This is a genomic window from Tepidanaerobacter sp. GT38 (genome assembly GCF_021991635.1).
Classification (GTDB): domain Bacteria; phylum Bacillota; class Thermosediminibacteria; order Thermosediminibacterales; family Tepidanaerobacteraceae; genus DTU063.
In genome coordinates, this window is record NZ_JAFFJA010000035.1 from 18,018 (window position 1) to 39,707 (window position 21,690).

At 36.9% G+C, this 21,690-nt stretch carries 23 protein-coding genes; all 23 read left to right on the forward strand.

Annotated features, from left to right (window positions below; all coding sequences use genetic code 11):
- The 23 genes from JT739_RS06060 (at position 1) to yunB (ending at position 21,330) form a co-directional block, all read left to right on the forward strand.
- Positions 1–729, forward strand: a complete 729-nt coding sequence (locus JT739_RS06060; RefSeq protein ID WP_237660212.1) for a DUF881 domain-containing protein — start codon at positions 1–3, stop codon at positions 727–729.
- Position 730: 1 nt separating this feature from the next.
- On the forward strand, positions 731–1,084 hold the full coding sequence (locus tag JT739_RS06065; RefSeq protein WP_237660213.1) for a small basic family protein: 354 nt from the start codon (positions 731–733) through the stop codon (positions 1,082–1,084).
- Positions 1,085–1,160: 76 nt separating this feature from the next.
- Entirely contained in the window at positions 1,161–2,378 is a 1,218-nt protein-coding gene (gene ftsA, locus JT739_RS06070) for a cell division protein FtsA (protein WP_237660214.1), read from the forward strand.
- 18 nt (positions 2,379–2,396) lie between these two features.
- Positions 2,397–3,449, forward strand: coding sequence for a cell division protein FtsZ (gene ftsZ / locus JT739_RS06075; protein WP_237660215.1), 1,053 nt, complete (start codon positions 2,397–2,399; stop codon positions 3,447–3,449).
- A gap of 146 nt (positions 3,450–3,595) precedes the next feature.
- Positions 3,596–4,498: a sigma-E processing peptidase SpoIIGA gene (spoIIGA, locus tag JT739_RS06080; RefSeq protein ID WP_237660216.1), complete on the forward strand. Its 903-nt coding sequence runs from the start codon at positions 3,596–3,598 to the stop codon at positions 4,496–4,498.
- A gap of 28 nt (positions 4,499–4,526) precedes the next feature.
- Positions 4,527–5,246: an RNA polymerase sporulation sigma factor SigE gene (gene sigE / locus JT739_RS06085; RefSeq protein ID WP_255688430.1), complete on the forward strand. Its 720-nt coding sequence runs from the start codon at positions 4,527–4,529 to the stop codon at positions 5,244–5,246.
- 80 nt (positions 5,247–5,326) lie between these two features.
- On the forward strand, positions 5,327–6,100 hold the full coding sequence (gene sigG / locus JT739_RS06090) for an RNA polymerase sporulation sigma factor SigG (protein WP_237660217.1): 774 nt from the start codon (positions 5,327–5,329) through the stop codon (positions 6,098–6,100).
- A 280-nt stretch (positions 6,101–6,380) separates the two neighbouring features.
- Entirely contained in the window at positions 6,381–6,638 is a 258-nt protein-coding gene (locus tag JT739_RS06095; protein ID WP_237660218.1) for a YlmC/YmxH family sporulation protein, read from the forward strand.
- A 62-nt stretch (positions 6,639–6,700) separates the two neighbouring features.
- A complete protein-coding gene (gene nrdR, locus JT739_RS06100) occupies positions 6,701–7,156 on the forward strand; it encodes a transcriptional regulator NrdR (protein ID WP_237660219.1) in 456 nt (151 codons plus the stop codon).
- 14 nt (positions 7,157–7,170) lie between these two features.
- Positions 7,171–8,904, forward strand: a complete 1,734-nt coding sequence (locus JT739_RS06105) for a radical SAM protein (RefSeq protein ID WP_237660220.1) — start codon at positions 7,171–7,173, stop codon at positions 8,902–8,904.
- 3 nt (positions 8,905–8,907) lie between these two features.
- The gene (pgeF, locus tag JT739_RS06110) at positions 8,908–9,720 is read left to right on the forward strand and encodes a peptidoglycan editing factor PgeF (protein WP_237660221.1); all 813 of its coding nucleotides are present in this window, start codon (positions 8,908–8,910) and stop codon (positions 9,718–9,720) included.
- A 68-nt stretch (positions 9,721–9,788) separates the two neighbouring features.
- The gene (locus JT739_RS06115; protein ID WP_237660222.1) at positions 9,789–10,475 is read left to right on the forward strand and encodes a DUF1614 domain-containing protein; all 687 of its coding nucleotides are present in this window, start codon (positions 9,789–9,791) and stop codon (positions 10,473–10,475) included.
- Positions 10,465–11,679 carry a stage II sporulation protein P gene (gene spoIIP, locus JT739_RS06120; protein ID WP_237660223.1) on the forward strand — a complete coding sequence of 405 codons (1,215 nt, stop codon included), beginning with the start codon at positions 10,465–10,467 and terminating at the stop codon, positions 11,677–11,679. Before JT739_RS06115 ends, spoIIP begins: the two co-directional genes overlap by 11 nt.
- 25 nt (positions 11,680–11,704) lie before the next feature.
- Positions 11,705–12,163 carry a DUF3189 family protein gene (locus tag JT739_RS06125; RefSeq protein WP_237660224.1) on the forward strand — a complete coding sequence of 153 codons (459 nt, stop codon included), beginning with the start codon at positions 11,705–11,707 and terminating at the stop codon, positions 12,161–12,163.
- Positions 12,163–12,636 carry a DUF3189 family protein gene (locus JT739_RS06130; RefSeq protein ID WP_237660236.1) on the forward strand — a complete coding sequence of 158 codons (474 nt, stop codon included), beginning with the start codon at positions 12,163–12,165 and terminating at the stop codon, positions 12,634–12,636. Before JT739_RS06125 ends, JT739_RS06130 begins: the two co-directional genes overlap by 1 nt.
- Before the next feature lie 92 nt (positions 12,637–12,728).
- Positions 12,729–14,042: a ribosome biogenesis GTPase Der gene (der, locus tag JT739_RS06135; RefSeq protein ID WP_237660225.1), complete on the forward strand. Its 1,314-nt coding sequence runs from the start codon at positions 12,729–12,731 to the stop codon at positions 14,040–14,042.
- Between the two features lie 2 nt (positions 14,043–14,044).
- Positions 14,045–15,079 (forward strand): NAD(P)H-dependent glycerol-3-phosphate dehydrogenase, encoded by a 1,035-nt coding sequence (locus JT739_RS06140; RefSeq protein ID WP_237660226.1) that lies wholly within the window; start codon positions 14,045–14,047, stop codon positions 15,077–15,079.
- A 186-nt stretch (positions 15,080–15,265) separates the two neighbouring features.
- Complete coding sequence (gene spoIVA / locus JT739_RS06145; RefSeq protein ID WP_237660227.1) at positions 15,266–16,744, forward strand: stage IV sporulation protein A; 1,479 nt, start codon at positions 15,266–15,268, stop codon at positions 16,742–16,744.
- Between the two features lie 204 nt (positions 16,745–16,948).
- Positions 16,949–17,224, forward strand: coding sequence for an acylphosphatase (locus JT739_RS06150; protein ID WP_237660228.1), 276 nt, complete (start codon positions 16,949–16,951; stop codon positions 17,222–17,224).
- Positions 17,225–17,229: 5 nt separating this feature from the next.
- A complete protein-coding gene (locus tag JT739_RS06155; RefSeq protein ID WP_237660229.1) occupies positions 17,230–18,558 on the forward strand; it encodes a replication-associated recombination protein A in 1,329 nt (442 codons plus the stop codon).
- Between the two features lie 22 nt (positions 18,559–18,580).
- A complete protein-coding gene (locus JT739_RS06160; protein WP_237660230.1) occupies positions 18,581–19,630 on the forward strand; it encodes a chemotaxis response regulator protein-glutamate methylesterase in 1,050 nt (349 codons plus the stop codon).
- A gap of 19 nt (positions 19,631–19,649) precedes the next feature.
- Positions 19,650–20,618, forward strand: coding sequence for a P1 family peptidase (locus JT739_RS06165; RefSeq protein ID WP_237660231.1), 969 nt, complete (start codon positions 19,650–19,652; stop codon positions 20,616–20,618).
- Between the two features lie 64 nt (positions 20,619–20,682).
- On the forward strand, positions 20,683–21,330 hold the full coding sequence (gene yunB / locus JT739_RS06170; protein ID WP_237660232.1) for a sporulation protein YunB: 648 nt from the start codon (positions 20,683–20,685) through the stop codon (positions 21,328–21,330).
- Positions 21,331–21,690 lie beyond the last annotated feature (360 nt).

Here is a 21,690-nt window from a genome sequence, read left to right on the forward strand (position 1 = left end):
ATGAAGAATGATAAAAGGGCACACTTTATGATAGCTGTTGTTTGCTTTTTATTGGGCATGTTGCTCGTGGCTCAGTTCAGAGGTGTGCAGACCGATAAAAACGTAACTTCCATTCAGAGAGCCCAGGAACTTTCTGCACAGCTAAAGACAGTTACAGAAGAGCGCGATATGTATAAAAAGGAGCTAATAGAACTTCGCAACAGGATAACGGAGTATGAAAATGCTGCTTCCGAGACAAGCAGCTTTACAGAGGCTATGAAAAAGGAATTAGAAAAAGTCCGGATGCACGCGGGGTTAATAGCCGGCACAGGTAAAGGTGTGGTCATCACTCTTGATGATAGTAACTTGCCAAGACAACCAGGTGAAGATCCAAATCTGTTTTTAATTCATGATGAGGATTTATTGAAAGTAATAAATGAATTGTTTGCTGCAGGTGCGGAAGCTGTATCGGTGAATGGACAGCGAATAGTAACTAATAGTGAAATAAGATGTGTAGGGCCTACTATTATTATAAATTCTGTTAAACTTGCACCTCCATTTGTAATCAATGCTGTAGGAGACCCAGAAATTTTGGAAACAGCTTTGAAAATGCGTGGTGGAGTTATAGAATCCCTGCAGGTATTTGGGATTCAGGTAAGCATCAAGAAGCAGGACAAAATTGAGATTCCAGCTTATACCGGCCCCATACAATTTAAATATTTTAAACCTGTGAAGGCAGGTGAAAGCTAATATGATATATATACTAGTCGGGCTACTATTGGGCTTATTGATAGGCTATTATTCTCCTATTACCGTGCCAACAATTTATGCGCCGTATGTTTCTATTTCAATTTTAGCTGCCCTTGATTCAGTTTTAGGTGGTATTAAAGCTTTAGAAGAAAATAGTTTTGATATTAATATCTTTATCACGGGTTTTTTCAGCAACGCACTCATGGCAGGGCTTTTGGCGTATTTTGGGGATAGATTGGGAATACAGCTTTACCTTGCCGCTATATTTGCCTTCGGTGTAAGAATATTCCAAAACCTTGCCATTATACGGCGTAGTATAGTCAATAGGTTATTTTTTAAAAATAACAAAAAATAAAAAGGAAAATTTAATTTATATGTTGAATTTTAATGTATAAAAGCAACCTGCCCAACAGGCAAGGGGAGGTGTAAGTTTGGGAAAAGGCAACATAATAGCTAGTTTAGATCTGGGAACATCAAAAACATGTTGTATGGTAGGTGAAATTACTCGCTCAGGGTTTATAGATATATTAGGATATGGGATTTCCCAAGCAACAGGAATCAAAAAAGGTGCTATAATAAACTTGGACTTAGTGATTCAAAGTATAACGAAAGCAGTTGAGCTTGCCGAACAAATGTCAAACACCAAAATTACAAATATATTTGTAGGATTGTCGGGAGGCAATATTACACTGCTTAACAATCGTGGAGTTGTTGCCATTCCCAGAAATGATAGAGAAATAAATCCTCAAGATGTGGATAGAGTAATTCAAGCTGCTAAAATAATGGCAATACCCTATGATAGGGAAATTATTGATGTAATACCACGAGAGTTTATAGTTGACGGTTATAGTGGTATAAAAGACCCTGTAGGGATGTTAGGAACAAGGCTTGAAGTTTCAGCGTGCATAGTGGTAGGCCTATTGACGGCAATACAAAATATTGCCCGCTGTGTACAAAAGGCGGGCTTATCTGTAGAATCAATGATTTTGAAACCTTTAGCTGCAGCTGAAATGCTTTTAACAGATGATGAGATGAATATGGGAGTGGCATTGGTTGATGTAGGGGCAGGTACTACTGAAATAGCTGTATTTCAAGAAGGGTGCATTAGTGCCTATGATATGATTCCAATTGGCGGGGATCTAATTACAAATGATATAGCTATTGGGCTTAGAGTTCCGTACGCACAGGCGGAAGAAATTAAGTGCAAATATGCCTGCGCTATGCCAAGTCTAGCTTCTGATAAGCCTGATATAGAAATACAGAGTTTAGGAGATGCCGTTCCCAGAAAAATATCTCAAAAGGATTTAGCGGCTATTGTTGAACCACGTGTTCAAGAAATATTGTCTTATATTGTCAATAGTATAGCCGGGTTTAATTTAAAGACCATGTTGCCTGCCGGCATCGTTTTTACCGGCGGTGGTCTTGTACATATAAAAGGTTTTTTAGAAATGTCTAAGCGGTTTTTAGAGTTTCCCATAAGAATAGGAATTACGGATTCATATGGTGAAGATCAAACCTTTACAGTGGCTTTAGGTCTTTTAAATTACATTATTAAACACAGAGCTTTTAATGTAAATTCTGTCATGAAAGAAAGGTCGGCTTCGGGATTTTTAGAAAGGGCAAAGCGATTTTTAAGAGAGTATTTTTAACGTTTGGGAGGTATTAACGTGCTTGATTTTGATGTAGAGATGGAACAATTTGCTAATATCAAGGTCGTAGGAATCGGCGGAGGAGGTAATAACGCAATAAACCGAATGATAGACGCAGGCCTGAAAGGGGTAGAGTTCATTGCGGTTAATACTGATGCCCAGGCTCTTTATTTATCCAAAGCCGATAAGAAGATACAGATAGGCGAGAAACTTACAAAAGGCCTTGGTGCTGGTGCTAATCCCGAAATAGGCAAAAAAGCAGCAGAAGAAAGTAGAGACATAGTTGAAGAATGCCTTAAAGGTGCTGATATGATTTTCATTACCGCAGGAATGGGAGGCGGTACAGGCACTGGTGCAGCGCCAGTAGTAGCCGAAATTTCCAAGAACCTTGGTATATTAACTGTGGGTGTTGTGACAAAACCTTTTACTTTCGAAGGTAAAAAGCGTCAGTCCAATGCAGAAATGGGAATCACTAATATAAAAAACAATGTTGATACTTTGATTACTATTCCAAATGATAGATTATTGTCCATAGCAGAAAAGAAAACTTCTATTATTGAAGCTTTTAAAATGGCAGATGATATATTAAGGCAAGGAGTTCAAGGGATCTCGGATTTAATTGCTGTACCTGGTTTGATTAATCTAGATTTTGCAGATGTCAGGACAATAATGTTAGATACCGGCCTTGCGCACATGGGAATTGGCAAAGGGTCTGGTGAAAATAGGGCTACTGAGGCCGCAAAACAAGCTGTATCAAGTCCTTTACTTGAAACTTCAATTGAAGGGGCTAAGGGTATACTATTAAATATTACAGGCGGCGCAAACCTTGGTCTGTTAGAAGTAAATGAGGCTGCAGAACTAATCTCGTCTTATGCAGATCCCGAAGCTAACATTATTTTTGGCGCAGTAATCGATGAAAATTTGCAAGATGAGATTAGAATTACAGTAATTGCTACAGGCTTTGACAAAGGAAAGGAAAAATCTTTGGATCTTGAGGAGTTTGAGGTAGGAAACTTTATGGATGAGGACCTGGATATACCAGCATTTTTACGGAGAAATAGAAAACGATAAAGAGCACTAAAATGTGCTCTTTATTTTTTTGCCTCCAAGTCAAGAACTGACAATTTTTTGATGGCATTAATGTTAAAATAATCATAATGGACAAGGACAACGAATATAGATTTTTTATAGACTGGACTTTTTCAATAGGAGGGCATATGGTTTTATATTTTGATGTAGTATTATTAATAAATCTTTTGATGAATTATATGATACTATATTTTGTTGCATTAGTTTTAAATTTAAAAAGGGAATTTGGCAGGTTGTTTTTAGGAGCAATTTTAGGATGTTTATTTTTAATAAGTGTAATTTCGGAGAAATTTATAATGCTGCAATCATTTCCAATCAAAGTGGTAATTTCGGTAGCTATGATTTTAGTGAGTTTTCCGCCTAAAAACTTTAGAGATTTTTTAAAAACCCTTAGCTTTTTTTACCTGATATCTTTTATGATGGGCGGTGGTGTATTAGCGTTTTTTTATTTACTTAATCTTAGACAAAATCTATTAACCAATACTCTTATACTTAATAATATTTCAGTTCAATGGTGGATATTACTTATTTCTGCACTGGCACTTTTTTTATTTTTGAAATTCATATGGCCTTTGCTATACAGTATATTATCAAAGGATACTTTTTTAGCCCTCATGACAATTGTAATCGACGGTAAACCTATAGAAATTAAAGGTCTGATTGATACAGGTAACGATCTTTTTGACCCTGTATCCAAATACCCAGTCATAATTGTAGAACTTGGTGCAATTAAAGACATTTTAAGTAAAGATCTGCAGTCAATTCTTGAAAAAGGGCCAGAAGAAAGTCTTAGTAACATAGGTGAAACCATAGCAAGTTCCAACTGGGCAAGCAGATTTAGAATTATTCCCTATGAAAGTATCGGCAAACGCAAAGGCTTAATGATCGGTTTCAAACCAGATTTGGTAAAAATACAACACAATGATAAAATCAAAACAACCAAAGAGGCAGTTATTGGCATATATCAAAGAGCCCTTTCACCTGAAGGAACTTATAGGGCTCTGCTAAATCCTATCCTTTTACATGATTAAAAAAAATCACGGGAGGAAGGAATAGTTTATGGTGAAGTTTAAAAAAATAAAATTGACAATTATCAAGTTGTTAAAACAGCTGGGCATATTAAAAAAATCGGTTATTTACTACATCAGTGGCAGTGAAGCATTGCCTCCTCCGCTTACCGTGGATGAAGAAGTATTGTACTTGCATAAGTTGGAACAAGGTGATTCAGGGGTAAAAAGTATTTTAATTGAGCGAAATCTCAGGTTAGTTGTTTATATTGCTCGCAAGTTTGAAAATACTGGAGTGGGTATTGAAGATTTGGTATCTATTGGAACCATTGGACTTATAAAGGCTATTAATACTTTTGATCCAAACAAAAAAATAAAACTTGCTACATATGCTTCTAAATGTATAGAAAACGAGATATTAATGTATTTGAGGCGAAATAACAGAACAAGAATGGAAGTGTCTTTTGATGAACCTCTAAATATCGATTGGGACGGCAATGAACTTTTACTATCAGATATATTAGGCACTGATAATGATATGATTTATAAATATATAGAGGATGAGATAGATAGAGAGTTACTTAAAGAGGCCATGAAAAGATTGTCACAGCGAGAACAGTGTATTATAAAGCTCCGCTTTGGATTAAATGGTGGCGTTGAAAAGACACAAAAGGAGGTTGCAGACCTTTTAGGCATTTCCCAATCATATATTTCACGGCTTGAAAAGAAGATAATAAAGCGACTAAAAAAAGAAATGGTTCGAATGATGTAATTTAATAGATAGAATGCATAAAAACCTCTCCCTATGGCAAAACTTAAAATGAAAACTTGGGAAGACAGGGGGAGGTTTCTATGATTGTAAATAAAGTTGAAATATGTGGAGTAAATACATCTAAACTCCCGGTGCTTTCCAATGCCAAAATGAGAGAACTTTTTTTGCGAGTAAAAAAAGGAGACAAAGAGGCGCGGGAAAAGCTCATAAATGGCAATCTAAGGCTTGTGCTAAGCGTTATACAGCGATTCAACAATCGAGGAGAATATGTGGATGATTTATTTCAGGTAGGCTGCATAGGCCTTATGAAAGCCATAGACAACTTTGACTTGGATCAAAATGTAAAGTTTTCAACATATGCTGTCCCTATGATTATAGGTGAAATACGAAGGTATCTGAGAGACAACAATCAAATAAGGGTCAGTCGCTCATTAAGAGATATCGCATATAAAGCTCTCCAAGTGAGAGATAGCTTAATTTCAAAGCATTCCAGAGAACCGTCTATAAATGAAGTGGCTAAGGAAATGAATATGCCTAGTGAGGAGATAGTATTTGCCTTGGATGCTATCCAAGAGCCAGTTTCGCTTTTTGAACCTATATACCATGATGACGGAGACCCGATTTTTGTTATGGATCAAATAAGTGATGAAAAAAACAAAGATGATCAATGGCTCCAAGGCATTTCAATTAAGGAAGCAATGCAGAAATTAGGAGAAAGAGAAAAGAAAATTTTAAACTTAAGATTTTTTGAAGGGAAAACTCAAATGGAAGTCGCTCAGGAAATAGGTATATCTCAAGCACAGGTTTCCAGGCTTGAAAAGGCGGCTCTTAAGCACATGAGGAAATATATTTAAGATGGAGATGATACTATGAAGATTTTTTTTAAATAGATTTTTAATATTTATATTAACACTATTCACGTTAATGAATTTTTACATTACTCCTAAAAGTATGGTTGCGTATAATACTAAAAATTTAACCTCAAAGAATGTAATTGCACAAAATAATATTGTAAAAAGTGTCAATGCGAACTAGGCCTAAATAGGCCTTATTTTTTTCACATTTTTGCTGTTAAGTGAATATAATACTATAATAATATTATTTTCGTATTTAATTTACCGGGGGGTTATACGTATGATGAAAACATCTGAATTGAGGCAACGGGAAGTAATAAACATAATCGATGGCAAAAGGCTAGGCTTTGTCACAGATTTAGATATTGATTTGGAAAAGGGTATAATAAAATCTATAATTATTCCTGCTAACAATAAAATTTTTAGTATTTTTTCAAAAGCAGGGGATTATGTGATACCGTGGGAACAAATCAAGACAATTGGCTCAGATGTCATTCTTGTTGAATTGCCAAATTATATGAATTCCAATAGAGTCTGAATCCTTGATTTACTTTATATTTGCAGCAAAAATCAGTATAATGTTTATAGGGAGGTGGCAGTATGAAATGTCCGTTTTGTGGCAATATGGAAAGTAAAGTTATGGATTCTAGGCCAACTGAAGAAGGAACAATTATAAGAAGACGACGGGAATGCCCTTCATGTAAAAAAAGATTTACTACTTATGAAAGGGTAGATGAGCTGCCTTTGACCGTGATTAAAAAAAGTGGAATGCGTGAAGTTTTTGATACACATAAAATAATTAATGGCTTAATCAAAGCTTGTGAAAAACGGCCCATTTCCATAGAAATGCTTCAAAACATTGCCAATGACATAGAAAAGGAACTTAAAAATAACATGGAACAGGAAGTGGAAAGCAAAAAAATCGGTGAGATGGTAATGGATAGGCTTAAGGAAGTTGACGAAGTGGCTTATGTGAGGTTTGCATCTGTTTATAGACAATTCAAAGATATTGACTCTTATATTGAAGAAATTAAGAGATTAAAAAGCGATAGATAGATTACGGAGGAACCATGACCGCAAAAAAATATGCAGAGAATAAGAGAAAGCTCTTATCAAATGAAACATTTCTTTCGCCTGTAAAAACCATAGGTTCAGTGCCCATAAATGTATCGTTGGTATTTCCCAATACATACAATATGGGAATGTCCAATCTTGGTTTTCATTCAATTTATTATCAAATAAATTCAAGAGATGACGCTTTATGTCATAGAGCATTTCTGTCAACAAGTAATAACGTAAGTACTAACAATATCAATACTCTGGAAGCGGACAAACCTATAAGTGAATATGATATAGTGGGTTTTTCTGTATCTTTTGAGCTGGACTATATTAATATAATTAAAATCCTTGAATCCGCTCATATTTCAGCTTTTTCTCAAAACCGAAATAGACCATTAGTAATGGCTGGTGGACCTGCAGTTACTTTTAATCCTGAACCCCTTGCACCTTTTATAGATTTTTTTGTTATCGGTGAGGGTGAAGAAGTAATCCACGAAATAATAGATCAGTACAACAAAGTTCAAAATAAGGACAAGCTGGATATTCTCCAAGCTTTATCTCAAATAAAGGGTGTTTATGTTCCGGCTTTTTATAAAATAGCATATGATAAAAAGGGAAAAGTAACGGATGTTAAACATGAAAGCACTGGTAATAGCACCATTTCAAAGCGATGGGTAAGAGATTTAAACAAATACAATACAGAGACAGTTATTCTAACACCGTATACGGAATTTAAAGATATGTTTTTGATGGAGATATCCAGAGGATGCGGACGAAATTGCAGGTTTTGTATGGCAGGCTATTGTTATAGAGTGCCACGTTACAGGTCTTTAGATATGGTGTTAGAGCGAGCACAGTTTGGCTCAAAATACAAAGACAAAATAGGTCTTGTTGGAGCAGCCGTATCAGATTACCCTTATATTGACGAGTTGGCTGAGAAACTAATGCAGAATAATATTAAGTTTTCAGTGTCATCTTTGCGAGCCGATACGCTGAGAGAGCCTCTCATGAGTGGCTTGGCTTTTAGTGGCCATAAAACATTAACTATAGCTCCGGAAGCTGGTTCAGAGAAGCTCAGAAAAGTCATAAATAAGGGTATTACCGATAAACATGTGATAAATTCAGTTAAGCTGGCACGCAAGTTTGGAATAAATAATGTAAAGTTATACTACATCATTGGTTTACCTGAGGAAACAGAAGATGATTTAAAGGAAATGGTGGAGTTTCTGACATTTTTGAGAGGATATATGAAAAATCTTGGCAATAAAACGGGCACAATGACAATAAGCGTTAATCCATTTATTCCAAAACCGTTTACGCCTTTTCAATGGCTTGGAATGGAACCTATAAAATTGCTAAATGACAAAATTAATTTCCTTCAAAATCGGTTAAGACCTATAGGTATAAAAGTAATATTTGAAAGTCCGCGCCTTTCAGAAATTCAATCTGCACTTGCTAGAGGTGACAGACAAACAGGGCTGTTGCTGTATGACATTTACAAAAAAGGTGTTACAACATCTGCTTATAAAAAGAGTGAAATCGAAGGTAAAAGCATTAGCTATTATGCTCATCGCCAATTTGACCTTGAAGATATTTTACCGTGGAGTCATATAGATATAGGCTTAAAAAAAGAATATTTTATTTCCGAATATAATTTAGCACTACAGGGCAAGTCTACAGCTAGATGTACCGATGAAAAGTGCAGAGTCTGTAAAATTTGCAAGAATAAAGAAAATGAGGTGTAAGCATTGGCTTTTAAATTAAATTATAAGGGCAAGCTGGCTTATCTTACCATACCATCCTTTGAGGAAACCGAGCTAGTACAGCACGGTTTTTCTACGCGTTTAGGAGGGGTGAGCCAACTCCCCTACCAATCATTAAATTTAGGTTTCAAAAGAGAAGAAAACCGAGCAAATGTCATAGAAAATTACAGGCTTTTCTGCGATGCACTGGGTATTAATCCAGAGAATCTGGTAGCTTCAGACCAAGTCCATAAAGACCATATTCACGTGGCAACCTTTATGGACAGAGGAAAGGGTATTTTTAAGTCATCGGATATTAAAAGCATAGATGCACTTATCACAAGAGACAGACAGGTAGCTTTAGTGACATATTATGCCGACTGCGTGCCATTGTTTTTTTTGGACATTAAAACGCCTGCGGTGGGGCTTGCTCATGCTGGCTGGAGAGGCACCGTAAGCAAAATAGGACAAAAGACGGTGCTAAAAATGATGAAAGAATTTGGCTCTTTGCCAGAAAATATTTTAGTGGGCATTGGCCCTTGCATAAAAAGTTGCTGTTATGAAGTTGATGAGCCGGTTGTTGAAGTTATAAAGAAAGCCTTTACGTATTGGGACGAACTGATTTTGGAGACAGAAACGGGAAAGTGGATGCTTGACCTTGTCCTAACAAATAAAAAACAGTTAGAGGAAGTAGGAATTAGCCCACAAAATATTACCGAAAGCGGTTTTTGCACGTCCTGCAATAACGATCTATTTTTTTCATACAGAAAGGAAAAAGGCAAAACAGGCAGCCTTGCAGCGGTTATTCAGCTCATATAAGTCAAGTATATTTTTAAAGACCTACGGGTAACATAATGACAGACATCTTCCTAGAAAGGAGATTACTGATGCCCGTAGGTGTAATTTTATTGCTATTAATAGCAATTCTGATTTATTTTGGTTTATTACAAAGGGTATTAGATAGAATGCATCTAACCGACAGTATGGCTATGATATTTATCGTCCTAATGGTAGTAGGCAGCTTTTTGCCTAATATTTCAATAGGGAATCGGATTTCTATCAATATTGGCGGCGGAGTTATCCCAATAATTTTAGCTGTTTATCTTATTATTACTTCGGATACGAATCAAGAAAAATTAAGAGCTATACTTGCTTCTTTGATAACAGGTGTCGCTATTTATATAGCGGGCAAGCTGTTACCCGCTGAACCGGGCACAATGTTTATTGACCCGATAATAGCTTTTGCCGTCCTAGCGGGAATAATAGCTTATATTTTTGGCCGTTCAAGGAGGGGTGCCTTTATTGCAGGTATCCTGGGCATTGTTATAAGTGATATAATTTCTGCCTTGGGCATTTTTGCAAGGCCGGTAGGCACAACTATAGGAGGAGCTGGAATTTTAGATGCAGCTGTAATTTCAGGTGTTATCGCAGTTGGCTTATGCGAAATAATAGGCGAAACCGGAGAAAAACTCATGGGTGGAAGCTGGGCCAAGAAAAAAGCGGAAAAGTCTATGACAAGTAGCTTAATAAAGCAAAGAGGTTCTCAAGAAGAAGGTGAAAATAGTGAGGAGTAAAGGTAGAGGCAAACTTGTAGTTTTAGCTATTGCTTTAGCACTTATCTTTTCGCATTTTGGCTCTGCTGCCATGGCTGAGGAAGAGAGAGAACAAGGCTATTATGTTGTTTATGATGAAGAGACTAACAAGAAAATATTTTCCACTGCAAGAGTTTTACATGTGGGTGATCAGTATTTAAACGAAGAAAACTTGCTATATGAAGTCGTAAAAATCTCTGGAGATAAAGCTTACGCAAAATTTAAGGAAAAGGTAAATATCGAAGCGGCTTTAAATTTGCCAGGATCGGAGAATGTTGCACAAATTTCTGAGGATAACTCTTTTGTAATAGAAGCATCTAGTGCCAAAAAAGAAAAAGTTATAGCCATTTATCATACACATAGCGATGAATCGTATATTCCAACTGACGGCAAAGCCAGCATACCCCATAATGGAGGGATTTTTAAAGTTGGTGAAGCTTTAAAGTCTGCCCTTGAAGAAAAGGGGATAAAAGTAATCCAATCCAGGCAATCTCATGACCCTCATGATTCTATGGCTTACCAAAGATCGCGCCGTACAGCCGTTGAGCTTTTAAAGAATGGCCCGGATGCTATTATAGATGTGCACCGTGATGCGGTGCCTGCTGAGGAATATCAAGGAACGGTTAATGGACAACCTCTTGCTAAAATCCAGCTTGTAGTAGGCCGCCAGAATCCTCAAATTGAAGCTACAAATAATTTTGCCAAACAGCTAAAGGCCACTGCTGACAAAAAATATCCAGGTCTCATAAAGGGAATTTTTTACGGTAAAGGCGCATATAATCAGGACTTATCTCCGAGAAGTATTTTGATTGAGGCTGGCACTTATACAAATTCAAGATTTAAAGCTCAAGATGGCGCCAATATAATGGCCGATGTAATTGCCACAACTATTTACGGTGAAGACTATGCAAAAGAAAGTGCGCCTAGCCCCGGCACAACTACAAAAATACCAGGAGAAGGTAGAGGCGCATCTAGAGCTTTGCTTTGGATATTGGGCATTGCAGCTTTGGGATTTGGAGCCTACATGCTAATTTCTACAGGGGGAATTAACGAACTTAGCGCAAAAGTTAGGCGATTCTCTACTAGAGAGTTTGCAAATTTTCTGGGCACAAAAAAATCCGTGCCAAAGGAAAATGACAAAGAAAGTAAAAACGTGGATAAAGAGGAAAGAGAAAATGAAGTTTAATTAATCAGACACTGGAGGAGTAAGTTTGAAAATTATTTATTCCTGTTATTGGGGCAGCTACCTTGCCGTGGTAGCTGCTTCCTTGCATCTAAGACATATTGAAGAAAAAACAGATATTTTAGCCCTTCCTCTGTTCAACAACATTAAAGACAATGAGCTAGGAGAGCTGATACGCGTAGGAACTGATGAAAATGGAAGAGAAATATTTGTTATAGGTTCAAAAAAGTCAGCTAAAATTTTAGCAAAAACCTTAGATGGTATATCTCAAATCTATGGTTTTTCAGCAGGTTCGATTTTATTTGTAGATCTTAATCATCTATATAATTTCCTAATTCGGCTGGGAATTTTTCTTATTAGAAGATTAAAATTGATTACCATTGGCAAAAGACTTATACTTATGGGCATATGCAAAAACCATGAGAAGCTAATAAATATAGTTCAAAGTGTAAGAGATAAACCAGTGTATAAAGAGGATGAGGCTTGATGAAAATATTTTATTGTTGTTATGGCAGTGCACATTCATCAGTGGTTGCGGCGTCAATCCATCTTGGATTACTGCCTTCAAATCGGGTGCCGGCTCCAAAAGAATTTTTAGTACTACCCCATTTTGATAAAACTGAGTCTTTTGAAATAGGCACTCCTTTTTTTATGGGAAAAGACGAATACGATTCAGATGTGTTTATATTAGGTATGGCCAGTGAAAGGAGATTAATAAAAAAGGCCATATTAAGTTTTTTAACTCATGCGGGAATAAATACCCGCGAGGTAATGATAATAGACACATTAAAGAATGTCAACTTTATAACAAAGATAGGAGGTTTTGCCTCAAGAAGACTTGGTTTTGTAACAATAGGGAGACCTTTGACCATATTGGGTATTCAGCAAAAATATGGAGATTTTGTAAAACTCGTGATGCATGTAAAAACAACGGAACAAAAAACAACCCAACTTGACTAAACTGTTTTTTTTGACAATAATATTGATGCAGGTAATATCAGTTAATATAAGGACAGTACCTTACTGATACAATACAATTGGGGGCTTGGAAAATGAGTTTTATTGTAGCCATTGTTGGTAGACCAAATGTCGGCAAGTCAACACTGTTTAATAGGATTATAGGTAAGAGAATTTCCATTGTTCACGATAAACCGGGTGTAACGCGTGATAGAATATATGGCGAGACTGATTGGAATGGAAAGCATTTTACTCTAATAGATACCGGAGGCATAGAGCCTTCCTCTGACGATGTCATATTGAAACAAATGAAACGGCAAGCTGATTTTGCCATCGATACCGCCAATTTAATATTATTCATGGTTGATGCAAAAGAAGGTGTGACTTATGCAGATTTGGACGTGGCACAACTGTTACGAAAAAGCGGAAAGCCAGTTTTATTAGTTGTAAACAAAGCAGACAATAACACTTTGGAAAGTTACGAGTTTTACCAGCTAGGCTTTAAAGAACCAATTTTTATTTCCGCAGTCCACGGCTTAGGAATTGGCGATTTGCTCGATGAAATAACCAATTATATCGAAAAACAAGGTAATATTTCGGAAGACGAAGACATTACCAAAGTGGCGATAATAGGCAGGCCAAATGTTGGAAAATCATCGCTGTTAAATGCGATTTTAGGTGAAGAAAGGGTTATAGTAAGCGATATTCCTGGAACTACTCGTGATGCAATTGATACTTATTTTGAGATCGATGAAAAAAAGATGCTTTTTATAGATACAGCAGGGCTCAGAAAAAAAAGTAAAATCAATGAAGATGTGGAATATTATAGCAGTGTACGTGCTATTGGGGCTATAAATCGTGCCGATGTGGTGTTAATGGTGCTGGATGCATCACAGGATATAACAGAGCAGGACAAACGAATTGCAGGTATAGCTCACGAAGCTGGTAAAGCTATAATTATAACCGTAAACAAATGGGATTTAGTAGATAAAGATTCGTATACTGTGCAAGAGTTTAACAAAAAAATCAGAAATGAATTGGCTTTTATGCAGTATGCACCAATTATTTATGTATCAGCAAAGACAGGTCAAAGGGTCAATCGCATTTTTACTCTCATTGATTCTGTCATGGAAAATTACACTTTCAGAGTAAAGACAAGTGTATTAAATGATTTAGTTAGAGAAGCTATGGCAATATCAGAACCACCTTCCATAAAGGGAAGGAAATTAAAGATATATTACGCCGTTCAAACAGGTGTAAAGCCGCCTACTTTTGTTTTTTTCGTAAACGACGCAAAGCTATTTCATTTTTCATATGTGAGGTATTTAGAAAATACACTCCGGCAAGCCTTTAATTTTGAAGGAACTCCTATAATAATAAAACCCCAACAAAAGAAAGGGAGCGACTAATTGTGTTTAAAGTAGCAATCGTTGGTGCTGGCAGCTGGGGCACGGCTTTAGCACATGTAGCCGCAAAAAATAACAACAGTACACATCTGTGGGTTAGAAGGCGAGAATTGGCAGATGAAATGATTAACACAGGAGAAAATACGCAATATTTACCAGGTGCAAAAATTTCCCCTAAAATACATATATCAACTGACTTAGAGCATGTTGTATCTGATGCAGATATAGTAATCATGGCAGTGCCGTCTCACACCGTCAGAAATATGGCAAAGCTAATCCGCAATTTTATAAAAAAGGATGTTATTGTTACCAGTGCATCAAAAGGTATTGAGCTTGGCAGCTTAAAACGAATGTCACAAGTTTTGGCAGAGGAACTTGATAATATAAGACAAGAAAACATCGTTGCCTTATCTGGACCCAGTCATGCTGAAGAGGTAATTAGAAATTTGCCAACAGCTATTGTGGCTGCTTCTTCGGAACAGGAAGCAGCTCAAAAGGTTCAGGATGCTCTCATTAACAGCAATTTTCGAGTCTATACAAATACCGACATAATAGGAGTTGAACTAGGAGGAGCTTTAAAAAACATAATTGCTATTTGTTCCGGTATTTCTGATGGTCTTGGTCTTGGCGATAATACCAGGGCAGCATTAATGACTCGTGGCATAGTTGAAATTACCCGACTTGGCGTAAAGTTAGGTGCAAGTCCTGCAACCTTTTCTGGTTTATCAGGTATAGGCGATTTAATAGTTACCTGCAGCAGTGACCTTAGTAGAAATCGAAAAGCTGGCATAGATATTGGTCGAGGAAAAACTGTAGAAGAAGTCATACAATCTACAAATATGGTTATTGAGGGAATAAATACGACTAAAGCGGCTTTTGTGCTGGCGCAGAAATACAATATTGAAATGCCAATAACCGAACAGGCCTATCTAGTGCTTTTTGAAAATAAAGATCCTAGGGTTGCAGTAAATTCACTTATGAGCAGGGTTGGCAAACATGAACATGAAGATACAATTTCTGAGAAGTTTATTGCATATTAAAACGTGGCATGTAGCGCCACGTTTTTTTCATGTTTTAAGTAATAAAGATTTGGCCTTGTCATATATATGTACTGTATAATATCAAAAGTTAACCACCCCTCCTCTGGAAAGTCGGATAAGCTTTAAGGCTAAACCGGATATTTATGGATATGAAAGGGGGGGAAAAGTAAAAATGGAGGGAAACGGATGGAAAAATTTGATTTATTTAATGATATCATTGAAAGAACAGGAGGGGATATTTATATTGGCGTAGTGGGGCCTGTAAGAGCAGGCAAATCAACTTTTGTGAAAAAGTTCATGGAACTTATGGTAATACCCAACATTCCCGATGACAACTATCGTTCAAGAGCAAAAGACGAATTGCCCCAAAGTGGTGCAGGCAGAACCATTACCACAGCAGAACCGAAATTTATTCCAAGCGAAGCAGTAGAGATTACTATTAAAGATAATATTAAGTTTAAAGTGAGATTGGTGGATAATGTAGGATATACAGTAAGAGGTGCCTTAGGATATGAAGATGAAAATGGCCCTAGAATGGTAAGTACACCTTGGTTTGAAGAGGAGATTCCTTTTCAGGAAGCTGCCGAGATTGGAACAAGAAAAGTCATAGAAGAACATTCCACTATAGGTTTGGTTGTAACTACAGATGGTTCCGTTACTGAAATTCCAAGAGAAAACTATGTAGAAGCAGAAGAAAGGATTATAGAAGAGCTAAAATCAATAGGCAAGCCATTTGTTGTGGTACTTAATACAATGCATCCCTCTGATGAAGAAGTAGCAGATTTACAACAACAGCTTGAGGCTAAATATGATGTGCCGGTGCTGCCTTTTGATTGCCAGCAACTCAGCGTCGATGATATATATACAATACTGGAACAAGTCTTATACGAGTTTCCAATTATGGAAATTAACGTGCGCATGCCTGGCTGGCTACAGGTGCTTGAGAAGGAACACTGGCTCAGAAAGCAATTTGAAGATTCAGTAAGGGAGACAATGAAAGATGTCAAGCGGTTAAGAGATATGGAAAAAACCATTGACATGTTTAAAACCTATGAATTTGTAGAAAACGTAAAGCTCAAAGAAATGAATTTAGGATCAGGCACTGCAGAAATAATCATGGATGCGAAAAAAGACTTATTTTACAAAGTTTTAAGTGAAATATCCGAAAACAATATAGCATCGGATAAAGACCTTTTAGAGCTGATGTTTGAGCTGACCAAAGCCAAGAAAACTTATGACAAAATAGCAGATGCATTAGATGATGTTCAAAAAACAGGTTATGGTATAGTGCCTCCGCAGTTAGATGATATGACATTAGAAGAACCGGAGATTATCAGGCAGGGGTCTAAGTTCGGGGTAAGGTTAAAAGCAGTTGCACCATCGATTCACATGATAAAGACCAATATTCAGGCGGAAGTAGCGCCCATAATCGGCACTGAAAAACAAAGTGAAGAACTTATAAAATATTTAATGAGTGAATTTGAAAGCAACCCATCAAAACTTTGGGAAACCAATCTTTTTGGCAAATCATTAAACGATCTAGTGAGAGAGAGCATACAAAATAAGTTGGTAAATATGCCTGAATCAGCTCAGGAAAAGATTCAAGAGACCTTGCAGCGCATTGTCAATGAAGGCAGCGGCGGCCTTATCTGCATAATATTATAGAACTTAAATAAGTTAAGTTAAGGTGCAAGTCACCATTAGCTTAACTTTTTTTGTTTTAGGGGTAAATTCTATCAGCAGGATTTTTAAGTAAAAAAATAGAACTTAAATTGCAATACTGGTTGATACTGTAGAAATTATAACTTATATTAATAATAAATAATGAATATTTTGCAGTTGCAGTGCAGAAGATAAGGAGGTTTTTTATTGAAGAGATCTGCTTGCATTAACTTACATGGTATCGTCCAGGGTGTAGGCATGAGATATCAAGTATTTAGAAAAGCAAATAGTCTCGGGTTATTTGGATACGTAAAGAATATGTCAGATGGAAGTGTTAAGATTGAAGTGGAAGGAGACGATACAGCCATATTATCCCTTGTAGATTATATAAAAAATGATGTGCGATGGGCCAAGGTAAAGGATATTCAGATAAAATGGGAAGACTTTAAAGGTAAATATAGAAGCTTTGAAATTTTAGGGTGATTAAAATGAGCAATCAAACATCACTTTTCCATGATGAAGAAAAAATTTCAGGCCCTCTTGCTGACAGAATGAGGCCTAGAAATCTTGATGAGTTTGTGGGCCAGGAACACTTATTGGGTGAAAATAAAATCTTGAGAAAACTTATTGAAAGCGACAACATTACCTCTATGATACTATGGGGTCCACCTGGTGTAGGTAAAACAACACTGGCAAAAATCATTGCAGAAAGGACCAATGCTAAATTTGAAAATTTCAGTGCTGTGCTTTCTGGAATAAAAGAGATAAGAGATGTTATGAGACAGGCTGAGAAACGGCGTCTGTACGGTCAGCGCACTCTGCTTTTTATCGATGAAATTCACAGGTTTAACAAATCACAGCAGGACGCTTTTTTGCCTTACGTAGAAAAAGGAGATATTATTCTAGTGGGTGCTACCACAGAAAACCCGTCATTTGAATTAAATTCTGCTCTCCTTTCACGGTCAAAAGTTTTCGTGTTAAAACCATTAAAACCAGACGATATTTTAGTTTTGCTGAAAAAGGCCATAGGTGACGAAAAGCGCGGTCTTGGCAGCATGAAAATACATGTGACTGACGAAACCTTAGAAAAGGTTGCAGTTTATGCCAATGGAGATGCCAGAGTAGCTCTAAATACATTAGAATTAGCGGTACTCAGTACAAATCCTTCACCTGATGGTGTAATTAGGATTACAGATGAAGTGCTTAAAGAAACTTTTCAAAGGAAAACACTCATATATGATAAAAAAGGCGAAGAACATTATAATTTAATTTCAGCTTTTCACAAATCGGTCCGAAACAGCGACTCAGATGCTGCTATTTATTGGCTTGCACGTATGCTGGAAGCGGGAGAAGATCCGTTGTATATAGCAAGACGCATGATTCGAATTGCATCAGAAGATATTGGCCTTGCTGATCCTAAAGCTATTGAACAAGCAGTAGCGGCCTTCCAGGCAGCACATTTTGTTGGCATGCCAGAGTGCAGTACGAGCCTTGCTCAAGCTGCAGTTTATCTCGCGCTGGCGCCAAAATCCAATGCTTTATATACAGCGTATCTTGAAGCAAAAGAAGATGCGCTTCAAACTATTGCTGAGCCTGTTCCGCTGCACATAAGAAATGCTCCTACGAAATTGATGGAGGAATTGGGTTATGGTAAAGGGTATAAATATGCACATGATTTTGAAAACAAGGTAGCTGCTATGCAGTGTCTTCCTGATAATTTATCTGGCAAAGAGTATTATCGGCCAACTGCATCCGGTGAAGAACAGCTGTTTAGTCAAAGAAAAAAACAACTAAAGTTAATGCAAACTGACAAATAATATATTTTCTTTGGAGGCAGCCATGAGTGAAAAAATTCGAGTATTGGTCGTTGATGATTCTGCATTTATGCGAAGATATATTTCTGACATAATAAACAAAGAACCTGATATGGTTGTAATTGATTCGGCGGGGGATGGAGATACGGCTGTAAAAAAAATACTATCATTGAATCCCGATGTAGTGACATTAGATGTAGAGATGCCTGTAAAGAACGGCCTTGAAGTATTAATGGAGATAAAAAGCGTAAGTAATGCAAAAATTATCATGTTAAGCGGTTTGACAACTGAAGGTTCTGCTACCACAGTTGAAGCATTGAGCATAGGAGCCTTTGACTTTGTTGAAAAGCCCAGTGGAGCATCCCTTAATCGAATAGTAGATATGAAGAAAGACTTACTTACTAAAATTCGACATGCTTATAATGTTAAAATAAAAAAGGCAGTAAAAAGATACTTTAAAATAGAACAGCCCACCGAAAATACTTTGAAAAAGGCAAGAGGGGAAATTGAAGCAGTGGTTTTAGGTGCGTCAACTGGGGGACCAAAAGTTCTGTATGATGTTATAACTAATCTGCCACAGGATATGGATGTGCCTATATTTGTAGTGCAACATATGCCGCCGGGATTTACAAAAGCTTTTGCAGAAAGACTGGACAAGCAAGCTAATCTCAGGGTTGTAGAAGCCCAACATGAAGAGCCTATAAAACCGGGTGTTGTCTATATTGCTCCCGGCGGGTTCCATATGATAATTGATCAAAATAAAATCTTGCTTGACACATCGCCTCCGGTTCATGGAGTAAGGCCCGCAGTTGACAAACTATTTATTTCAGCGGCAAAAAATTATGAAGAAAAAACTCTTGGTTGTGTATTTACTGGCATGGGGAGAGACGGAGCCGAAGGTGTAAAGGCAATAAAAGCAAAAGGCGGTTTTACAATTGCCCAGGATGAATCTACTTCAATTATTTATGGAATGCCGAAAGCAGCCTATGAAACAGGTTGTGTAGATTTAGTGCTTCCTGATTATCAAATTTTAGAAGAAATCATCAGACTTGTTAAACCAAATAAACAAAACTAATTTTACGAGAGGAAGAACTATGCTTACTGATGTAAAAGGAATTCAAGTGGGCCATGCTCAAAATTATGAAGCCGGTACCGGCTGTACAGTTATTTTGTGCGAACAAGGGGCTGTAGCTGGTGTGGATGTGCGGGGAGGAGCCCCTGGAACACGTGAAACTGATTTGCTGTTACCTGAGAATATGATACAAAAAGTCCATGCTATTTACTTAGGGGGCGGTAGTGCATTTGGTCTAGACGGTGTATCAGGTGTAATGCATTTTTTAGAGGAAAACAATATTGGTTTTGACGTAGGAGTAACTAAAGTTCCTATAGTTCCAGCTGCAGTGATCTTTGATTTAAATGTTGGCGATTATCGAATAAGACCGGATTTTAAAATGGGATATGAAGCTTGTATAAACGCAACAGATACTGATAATTTGTCAGGAAACGTAGGAGCTGGGACTGGAGCTACTGTTGGCAAATATTTGGGTGATGAGTTTTCTATGAAAGGCGGCCTTGGCACACATTCTATTAAAATTGGCGATTTAGTAGTAGCTGCCTTGGTTGTGGTAAATTGTTTAGGAGATGTGGTTGACCCTGATACGGGTGAAATTTTGGCTGGGGCCTTAAACGAAACAAAGACTGGATTTGCAAATACTATAGCAACAATAAAGAAAGGCTTAACGTCACAAAACATTTTTTGTGGCAATACTACTATTGGCGTAGTAGCTACAAATGCGATTTTATCAAAAGCCCAAGCTAAAAAGGTTGCTTCAATGGCGCACAATGGCTATGCAAGAGCTATTAGACCGGTTCATACAATGTTAGATGGAGATACGATATTTTGTCTTTCACTAGGAGAATTAAATGTTGATGTTTCAATGGTTGGAGTTCTAGCTGCTGAAGTAATGGCAAAAGCTATAGTTAAAGCTATAAAAAGTGCAAAACCGCTCTACGGCAAAATGTCATACAGTTCATTTTTACTTGAAAAAAATCTTAGTTTATAATAGTGTATAAACAGTCACAATCCCTCTACTCTCTGCATAGAATAGACGGAGAGGGGGTTTTTTTATGTTTAGAGTCCGGCGCCTCTTGAGGACTTTTAAACCTATAACCCTTAAGCGTTTTATGTTTTTTATTATAATTATAGTGTTTTACTTGATTTTTAATTTTATTGAAGACAGGTTAACACCAAATATATTAGCAATAGCTGAGACGCAGGCAAAAAATATAGCCATTGAAGTAATCAATAAAACAGTTAAAGAGAAAATTGCAAAGGATGTTCAGTATGAGGACCTGATTTCAATACATAAGGATACAAGTGGGCAAATAACTTTAGTTCAAATAAATACAATAAAAATAAATCAGTTAGAAGCTGAAACAATGTTAGAAGTAGTAAATGTTTTACGTGATGTCACAATGCAGGGTGTTTCTATACCAATAGGTGTTGCTACGGGAAGCAAATTGCTTTCAAATTATGGTCCGGAAATTAAAGTGCCACTAATGCCCCTTGGTACTGCACAAGTAAATACAATCGAGGATTTTGAAGAAGCGGGGATAAATCAAACTCGTCATAGGATATTATTTGAGATAACGGCCTATATGCGAATAGTGCTGCCTTACATGGATTCTCAAATAACGGTCAAAACAGATGTTCCTCTAACCGAAACCATAATCATAGGTGATGTTCCGAGGGCGATTTTGGACTTTAAACATTAATCATATCATGACGAAAAAAGGTGAAATCAAAAGAATTCGAGAGAATAAAGCCTTATAATATGCGAGATTCTAATTGGCAGTAATTGAAGTAAAAATTGTCCTGTGGTATATTATACATCGTCAATCGATTCGCGGATAAAAAAATTCAGCGAAAAAGTTGACAGAGTAAAAACGACCTGATATAATAACATACTGTCAGGTAAAAAAATCTTGACAACAAAATCAAAATGTTGTAATATAAAATACCAGCTTTAATCAGCATAAATGGTCTTTGAAAACTAAATCAGTGTTATGCCTGAACAACCAGGAGCCTGAGGCAAAAAGCCGAAGGCAAGAACGAAGGCAAAAAAGCCTCTGATT

Coding starts and splice junctions, on each gene's coding strand:
- JT739_RS06065 (WP_237660213.1), top strand. CDS start 731: ATGATATATATACTAGTCGGGCTACTATTGGGCTTATTGATAGGCTAT.
- JT739_RS06130 (WP_237660236.1), top strand. CDS start 12,163: ATGAAAATATTTTATTGTTGTTATGGCAGTGCACATTCATCAGTGGTT.
- spoIVA (WP_237660227.1), top strand. CDS start 15,266: ATGGAAAAATTTGATTTATTTAATGATATCATTGAAAGAACAGGAGGG.
- JT739_RS06095 (WP_237660218.1), top strand. CDS start 6,381: ATGATGAAAACATCTGAATTGAGGCAACGGGAAGTAATAAACATAATC.
- JT739_RS06160 (WP_237660230.1), top strand. CDS start 18,581: ATGAGTGAAAAAATTCGAGTATTGGTCGTTGATGATTCTGCATTTATG.
- spoIIGA (WP_237660216.1), top strand. CDS start 3,596: ATGGTTTTATATTTTGATGTAGTATTATTAATAAATCTTTTGATGAAT.
- sigE (WP_255688430.1), top strand. CDS start 4,527: ATGGTGAAGTTTAAAAAAATAAAATTGACAATTATCAAGTTGTTAAAA.
- yunB (WP_237660232.1), top strand. CDS start 20,683: ATGTTTAGAGTCCGGCGCCTCTTGAGGACTTTTAAACCTATAACCCTT.
- JT739_RS06155 (WP_237660229.1), top strand. CDS start 17,230: ATGAGCAATCAAACATCACTTTTCCATGATGAAGAAAAAATTTCAGGC.
- JT739_RS06165 (WP_237660231.1), top strand. CDS start 19,650: ATGCTTACTGATGTAAAAGGAATTCAAGTGGGCCATGCTCAAAATTAT.
- JT739_RS06115 (WP_237660222.1), top strand. CDS start 9,789: ATGCCCGTAGGTGTAATTTTATTGCTATTAATAGCAATTCTGATTTAT.
- sigG (WP_237660217.1), top strand. CDS start 5,327: ATGATTGTAAATAAAGTTGAAATATGTGGAGTAAATACATCTAAACTC.
- JT739_RS06060 (WP_237660212.1), top strand. CDS start 1: ATGAAGAATGATAAAAGGGCACACTTTATGATAGCTGTTGTTTGCTTT.
- nrdR (WP_237660219.1), top strand. CDS start 6,701: ATGAAATGTCCGTTTTGTGGCAATATGGAAAGTAAAGTTATGGATTCT.
- der (WP_237660225.1), top strand. CDS start 12,729: ATGAGTTTTATTGTAGCCATTGTTGGTAGACCAAATGTCGGCAAGTCA.
- JT739_RS06105 (WP_237660220.1), top strand. CDS start 7,171: ATGACCGCAAAAAAATATGCAGAGAATAAGAGAAAGCTCTTATCAAAT.